Origin of the sequence: Arthrobacter sp. UYEF20 (assembly GCF_040546335.1) — a bacterium.
Taxonomy (GTDB): Bacteria; Actinomycetota; Actinomycetes; order Actinomycetales; family Micrococcaceae; genus Arthrobacter.
On sequence record NZ_JBEPNP010000053.1, the window covers coordinates 1 to 6,356 of the forward strand.

Genomic DNA, 6,356 nt, shown 5'->3' on the forward strand with positions numbered 1-6,356 from the left:
CCGCGCCGCACACCAAAAAACAACAAAAACACAAACAACACCCCCCCCACCCCGGCGGGGCCATTGGGTCCCCCCCGGGCTCCGGGCGCGCCGCCCCCCCGGGGCCCGCCCCACGTTTCTGTCTATCGATCGTGCCGTGTCCGGAGACGGATGCGGGCCCCAGCCCCTAGCGTTGAAGGATGTCCAAAGTGACCGGAGCCGTGGTTGACGTCGTTCTGCCGTGTTTGAACGAGAGAGGCGCCCTGCCGTGGGTGTTGTCCCGCATGCCGGACGGGTACCGGGCCATCGTGGTGGATAACGGTTCCACGGACGGCTCTGCTGAGCTCGCGGCGGGTCTGGGCGCGATGGTCGTCCGTGAGGGCCGGCGGGGGTTTGGGGCGGCCGCCCACGCAGGCCTGCTCGCCGCAACATCAGAGTTCGTGGCTTTCTGCGACTGCGACGGTTCGCTCGACCCGGCCCTGCTGCCTGGGCTATTGGCTCCGGTCATGGACGGCGCCGCGGATTTGGTGCTGGGCAGCCGTCAGCCGCAGCGCGGGTCTTGGCCCCTGCACGCCCGTGCCGCCAATGTCATTTTGGCGTGGCGGCTCCGGCGCCTGACCGGGGAACAGGTGACTGATCTCGGACCGATGCGGGCCGCGCGCCGGGCTGAACTGCTGTCCCTTGGTCTTGAGGACCGCCGCAGCGGTTACCCCTTGGAGATGTTCCTCAAGGCCAGCCTGCGCAATTGGCGGATCGTGGAGCTGCCCGTGCCCTATGCCCCGCGCACCGGCAAATCGAAAGTGACCGGAACGGTCCGCGGAACGCTGACGGCGGTGCGGGACATGTCTGCCCAGCTCAAGGCAGCGGCGTCGTCGTCCGGACCGGTCCGGAATCCCGGCGGCAGCGAAGAACCTATATGAGGAACAGCATGGATCTGACAGTAGCGGTCATCGCCAAGGAGTGCCTTCCCGGGAGAGTGAAGACCCGGTTGAGCCCCCCGCTGACGCCCGAACGGGCCGCCGCGCTGGCACAGCTGAGCCTCAGTCACACTCTGGAAACTGTCCGGCTGCTCCCGGTCCGGAGCTGGCTGCTGGTCATGGATGGCACCCCGTCTGCCGCCGACGCCGAAGACTTCACCGTCGTCCCGCAATCTTCCGGCGGGCTGGACGAGCGTCTCGCTGCCATCTGTGATGCAGCCGCTGGTCCGCTCCTTATCGTCGGCATGGATACCCCCCAGTTCTCAGTTGAGGATGTGGCGCCGCTGCTCCAGGACTGGTCAACGCCAATAGCACTTCACGACGCCTGGATGGGCCCGGCCACGGATGGCGGTTTTTGGGCACTCGCGCTTCGACACCCGGCCGGGGCCCTGATCCGGGGGGTGCCGATGTCCACCAAGACGACCGGGGCCAGCCAGCTCGCCCGGCTGACCGCCGCAGGGCTACGTGTCGGAATACTTCCCGAACTGCGGGATATGGACCACTTCAATGACGCACTCGAGATTGCCGCCGAGATTCCCGGAAGCGGCTTCGCCCATGCCGTGGATGAGGCTGCGCTCGAGGTGCGGCGCTCCGCACTCACCGCGGGAGCAACCCGATGACTGCCGTCGGCGTGGCTTCTGTCGCCAATTTTGGCCAGGGCCACAATGAGCCTTACGCCCGGGCGCTTGCGAACGGCTCCGGCACCCTCACGCTTCGTCCCGACGGCGGTCACCACCAGGCTGAAGCGGTGGACTTCGACGTGCGCGGCTGGTGCGAGGAGGCCAGCCCGCTGGAGCGTTCGCTGCTGCGCACCCTGCAGGGACCGGTCCTCGACGTCGGCTGCGGACCGGGAAGGTTGCTGACTGCCGCACAGCGAATCGGCCTGACGGCCCTGGGCATTGACACCAGCTCTGAGGCGGTCGGGCGGGCGCGCGGGCGCGGTGCCCGCGCACTCGAACAATCAGTGTTCGCCCCTGTGCCCCACTCCGGTCTCTGGCAGTCTGTCATTTTGCTGGATGGCAACATCGGCATCGGCGGAAGCATCACGTCCCTGCTGCGCCGATGCAGCCAGCTCATCGCCCCTTGCGGGACGCTCCTGGCCGAGGTGGAAGCCGACGAGGACCTGGACATCGTCTATTCCGCCGTGCTGGAGGACCAGCACGGGAACCAAAGCGAACCGTTCCGGTGGGCCCGGACGGGCAGCGCGGGGCTCGTTTCCCGGGCACGGCGCAGCGGGTGGACCGTGACCGCCATTGAACGCGTTCAGGGCCGCGTCTTTTGCCGCCTGTCGCTCGACAACACGCCGGACAGGACCCTAGGGTGAGGGCCGCTCCCCCCGCATCACCAGGTGTATCCGGCACCAGGGTCAGGCTGTTCATCATCCTGCCCGCACTGTTCCTCGTGGCGGCGGCACTGCTGTGGTGGATGGTGCTCCCCGGGAACCCGTTCGAATCTGCCCCGGTTGTCGGCACCTGCCTTTCATGGGTGGTTCTCATCGCTGCCGTCCGCCTCTTACGACACGTGCCCCGGCGGCAGGTCGGCGCAGTGATCATCGCAGGCACGGTACTTCTCGGTCTGGTTGCTGTGAGCGCCCCGCCGCGGACGAGCAACGACTCTGCCCGGTACGCGTGGGACGGGATCGTGCAGAAGGCCGGACACTCCCCCTATTCCTATGTGCCCGTGGATGAGACTCTCAGCAACCTGAGGCCGGGGTGGCTTTTCGCACCCGGCACTTTCGGACCCGATGGTAAGCCAATGTGTGCCAAGGACTTATTCGGCACGGAGCCCGTCGCGGCCTTCGGCTTTCCCTCCGGCAATCCCCTGTGCACCGCCATCAACCGGCCCCACGTGCCCACCATCTATCCGCCCACGGCCGAAATCTACTTCCTTGGCGTCCGGGCCGCCGTCCCTGACTCGGTCGGATACCTTCCCTTCCAGCTCGGAGGGCTGCTCATCAGCGTGACCGTCGGAATCATGCTGCTCGGCGCCCTGGCAAAACGCAACCTGCCACTGCACCTCGCCGCCCTCTGGGGCTGGAGCCCGTTCGTCCAGCTCGAGGCCGTGAACAACGCCCACGTTGACCTGCTGGGCGCCTCCTTGATGCTGGCCGCCGGAATGCTGCTGGCCGGCGGCAAGCCCTTACGTTCCGGAGTAGCCTTCGGCGCCGCCGTCGCAACGAAACTCATTCCGGTCATTGCAGCCCCCGCGTTGTTGTTCCGGCGCCCGGTACGCTTCATCGCCGCCGCGGTCCTGACTTTCATCCTTCTCTACGTGCCGTATCTGGCAGCGGCCGGGGCCGGCGTTCTGGGTTTCCTGCCCGGCTATCTCAAAGAGGAGGGCTACAGCCAGAGCGGCGGAGTCCGGTTCGGCCTCGCACAGATCGTCTCCGCCGGCCCCTGGCCGCCGCTCCTCAGCGCCACCGCACTGGCCATCGTCGCGCTCGGCGTGCTGCGGCAAACACGGGCAGGGAATGTCTGGGAGCAGCAGACCGTCATGATCGGGCTGACATTGCTCATTGTCAGCCCCAACTACCCCTGGTACGCGCTCATGCTTTTGCCGTTCATCGTCCTGAGCCGGCGGTGGGAGTACGTGGCGGTGATCCTTGCCCTTGACTTCATCTACATGGTCCCTAGCGTCGCACCCTTGACTGAGCCGCTGGACCAGATCGTGCTCCTCATGGCAGCCGCTGGAATCGCCGCAGGCGCCTGGCTGCGGCGCCGCGACGGACATCGACAGGCCGCCGTCGACGGTCTCGGGTCCGGGGCGCCGGACCAGATGATTTCAAGCCAATGAACGGTACCCGCCCCCCAACCACAAGTACTCCCGAATGGCAGGATTGCACCATGGACACAGCATTTCCCGACGCGCCACAGCCGCGCATCGGCATCATCGGCGGCTCCGGCACCTACCGGCTCCCCGGCGCAACGGTCCTCGCCACCGTCGACGTCGCCACCCCCTACGGGCCGCCCTCGGGGCCCATGACGCTTGCCGACGTGGCCGGACGGACCGTAGCGTTCCTCGCCCGCCACGGCAGCGGACACTCGCTCCCACCCCAGAAAATCAACTACCGCGCCAACCTCTGGGCGCTCAAGCGCCTCGGAGTCCGGGGGATCCTCTCGTCCTCGGCCGTGGGCGGGCTGCGGGAAGGCTTCGGACCTGAGACATTCGTCGTGACCGACCAACTGATCGACCGCACCTGGGGACGTCCCGACACATTCTTTGACGGCACCGTCGCCGACGGCGTCGCCCCCGCCGGCGTCCAGCACCTGCCGGCGTCAGAACCGTTCTGTCCGACGCTGCGTTCACACCTGCACGCCACCCTGGCCGCGCACGACCTGCCCTACGCCCAGCAAGGAACGGTGGTGGTGATCAACGGACCGCGGTTCTCAACGAAAGCCGAGTCCGTCTGGTACGTCTCCGGCGGTGCCGACATCATCAGCATGACCCAGTACCCCGAACCGGTACTGGCCGCCGAATTGAACATGGGTTTCGCCAATCTGGCCTTCATCACCGATTCCGACACCGGACACGACGGTTCCGATCCGGTGACCGCCGACGCCGTCTTCTTCCGGCTCAAGGACGCCCAGAAGAACGTCCTGGCTGTCCTCGAAGCGACCGTCGCCGCAATCGGCGACGACTACTATGCCCGACCGCTGATGGACCCCGAAGCCGTTCGCAGGATCATGGCGCTCCCCGTACTCGGGGAAGCTGCGAGCCTCAGATGAGACTCATCGTCACCGGCGGCGCCGGGTTCATCGGTTCACACATCGTCGAAGCAGCCCTGGCCCGGGGCTGGACCGTGCGGGTCATGGACTCCCTGGACCCCGGCCTTCACCAGCGGCCGCCGGTCTTTGACCCGCGGGTGGAGTTCCTGACCGGCGACGTCACAGACCCGGACGCCGTCGAGTCGGCACTAGAGGGTATCGACACTGTCTGCCACCAAAGCGCGAAAGTCGGGCTCGGCGTCAGCTTTGCAGACGCCCCGGATTACATCCGCAACAACGACTACGCCACGGCCGTCCTGCTGGCCGCCATGGAGCGCCAGGCCATCACCCGCCTGGTCCTGGCCTCCTCGATGGTGGTCTACGGCGAAGGGGCCTACACGGACCCCGTCACAGGGCTGCCCGTCCGGCCGGGCCCCCGCGCCGAGGCCGACCTGCGCGCCGGCAGCTTCGACCCCCGCAACCCGGAGACAGGAGGCATCCTCGTCCCCGCGATGATCACCGAGGAAGCGCCCCTGGATCCCCGCAACGTTTATGCGGCTTCGAAGCTCAGCCAGGAGCACCTCGCCGCCGCGTGGGCCCGGAGCACCGGCGGCTCAGCAATCGCCCTGCGCTACCACAACGTCTACGGCCCCAGGATGCCCCGGGATACGCCCTACGCCGGGGTCGCTTCCCTGTTCCGTTCGGCCCTGGCCCGCGGCGAAGCGCCCCGGGTCTTCGAAGACGGCCGCCAGCGGCGCAGCTTCATCCACGTCCGGGACGTCGCTGCGGCGAACATCGCCGCACTCGACTCGCTGTCCTCGGGCGGCGGCGCGGGCTTCCGCGCCTATAACGTCGGCGCCGACGAGGTAAGGACAATCGGCGACGTGGCCGCGGCACTGAGTCGATTCAGTACCGGCCCGGCACCGGTTATCACCGGCGAGTACCGGCTCGGGGACGTCCGCCACGTCACCGCCTCCTCCGAACGGATCAAGGCCGAACTGGGCTGGGCGCCGGACATAGGCTTCAACGAGGGCATGCAGGAATTCGCCACAGCTCCCCTGCGCGGCGAAGCAGGCCGACGCCTGCCAGCCACGCCACAGGCACCGTAATCCGATCTGCCAATTCCCAGGAAGCGTCCAGGAGGATAACCAGCCATCATCGGTACAGGCCGGGCAACGATGGAATGTGCGACAGTCATGCTTCACCCGCGATCCTCTGACTGCCGTGATCAAGGCCGCCGCTGACGGACAAGTTTTTTGGTGGCGTGCACGCCATGCGTCACGGGGCCGATATCACGGAATGGTCACAGTATCCGGGGAACCCATCCGGGACAGTGTTGATGCCGAAGTACTCCTGACAGAGAAAAACCCGCCCCGCTGAAAATCCGCGGCCCGCACCACGGCCCCCGCACCGGGACAGGACCACCCAAAATGAATTCAAGGAGCACTCCCATGCGCACTTCCCTCAAGACCTTCGCCGGAATCGCCGCCGCCGGTTCGCTCATGGTCTCCCTGGCCGCCTGCACCCCGGCCAGCAACACCTCCGCCGCCCCGGCGTCCTCCTCTACAGCCTCGGCCTCATCTGCCGCGGCCGCCATGCCGAAGCCGCTGGCCTCCATCCCGGCCCTGACCGGGACGTCCACCGCGGTCAAGCTCGACGCGTCCTTCGCCAAGGCCCTCGAGACCCTCAAACTCAC

General features: G+C 67.3%; 6 protein-coding genes and 1 pseudogene. All 7 read left to right on the forward strand.

Annotated elements, in window-relative coordinates; translation table 11 throughout:
• The first annotated feature begins 188 nt into the window (after nucleotides 1–188).
• The gene (locus ABIB26_RS23420; protein WP_354248584.1) at nucleotides 189–899 is read left to right on the forward strand and encodes a glycosyltransferase family 2 protein; all 711 of its coding nucleotides are present in this window, start codon (nucleotides 189–191) and stop codon (nucleotides 897–899) included.
• A gap of 8 nt (nucleotides 900–907) precedes the next feature.
• The gene (locus ABIB26_RS23425; RefSeq protein ID WP_354248586.1) at nucleotides 908–1,576 is read left to right on the forward strand and encodes a TIGR04282 family arsenosugar biosynthesis glycosyltransferase; all 669 of its coding nucleotides are present in this window, start codon (nucleotides 908–910) and stop codon (nucleotides 1,574–1,576) included.
• Nucleotides 1,573–2,280, forward strand: coding sequence for a methyltransferase domain-containing protein (locus ABIB26_RS23430; RefSeq protein ID WP_354248588.1), 708 nt, complete (start codon nucleotides 1,573–1,575; stop codon nucleotides 2,278–2,280). The genes ABIB26_RS23425 and ABIB26_RS23430 overlap by 4 nt, the downstream gene beginning before the upstream one ends.
• The gene (locus ABIB26_RS23435; protein ID WP_354248590.1) at nucleotides 2,277–3,749 is read left to right on the forward strand and encodes a glycosyltransferase family 87 protein; all 1,473 of its coding nucleotides are present in this window, start codon (nucleotides 2,277–2,279) and stop codon (nucleotides 3,747–3,749) included. The genes ABIB26_RS23430 and ABIB26_RS23435 overlap by 4 nt, the downstream gene beginning before the upstream one ends.
• Before the next feature lie 50 nt (nucleotides 3,750–3,799).
• The gene (locus tag ABIB26_RS23440) at nucleotides 3,800–4,681 is read left to right on the forward strand and encodes an MTAP family purine nucleoside phosphorylase (protein ID WP_354248591.1); all 882 of its coding nucleotides are present in this window, start codon (nucleotides 3,800–3,802) and stop codon (nucleotides 4,679–4,681) included.
• Nucleotides 4,678–5,769, forward strand: a complete 1,092-nt coding sequence (locus ABIB26_RS23445) for an NAD-dependent epimerase/dehydratase family protein (RefSeq protein WP_354248593.1) — start codon at nucleotides 4,678–4,680, stop codon at nucleotides 5,767–5,769. Before ABIB26_RS23440 ends, ABIB26_RS23445 begins: the two co-directional genes overlap by 4 nt.
• Nucleotides 5,770–6,111: 342 nt before the next feature.
• A pseudogene (locus ABIB26_RS23450) lies at nucleotides 6,112–6,356 on the forward strand (hypothetical protein); the annotation flags it as partial.

Bases quoted from the DNA above. Each gene is read 5' to 3' on its own strand.
- ABIB26_RS23425 (WP_354248586.1), top strand. From the start codon at position 908: ATGGATCTGACAGTAGCGGTCATCGCCAAGGAGTGCCTTCCCGGGAGA.
- ABIB26_RS23430 (WP_354248588.1), top strand. From the start codon at position 1,573: ATGACTGCCGTCGGCGTGGCTTCTGTCGCCAATTTTGGCCAGGGCCAC.
- ABIB26_RS23440 (WP_354248591.1), top strand. From the start codon at position 3,800: ATGGACACAGCATTTCCCGACGCGCCACAGCCGCGCATCGGCATCATC.
- ABIB26_RS23445 (WP_354248593.1), top strand. From the start codon at position 4,678: ATGAGACTCATCGTCACCGGCGGCGCCGGGTTCATCGGTTCACACATC.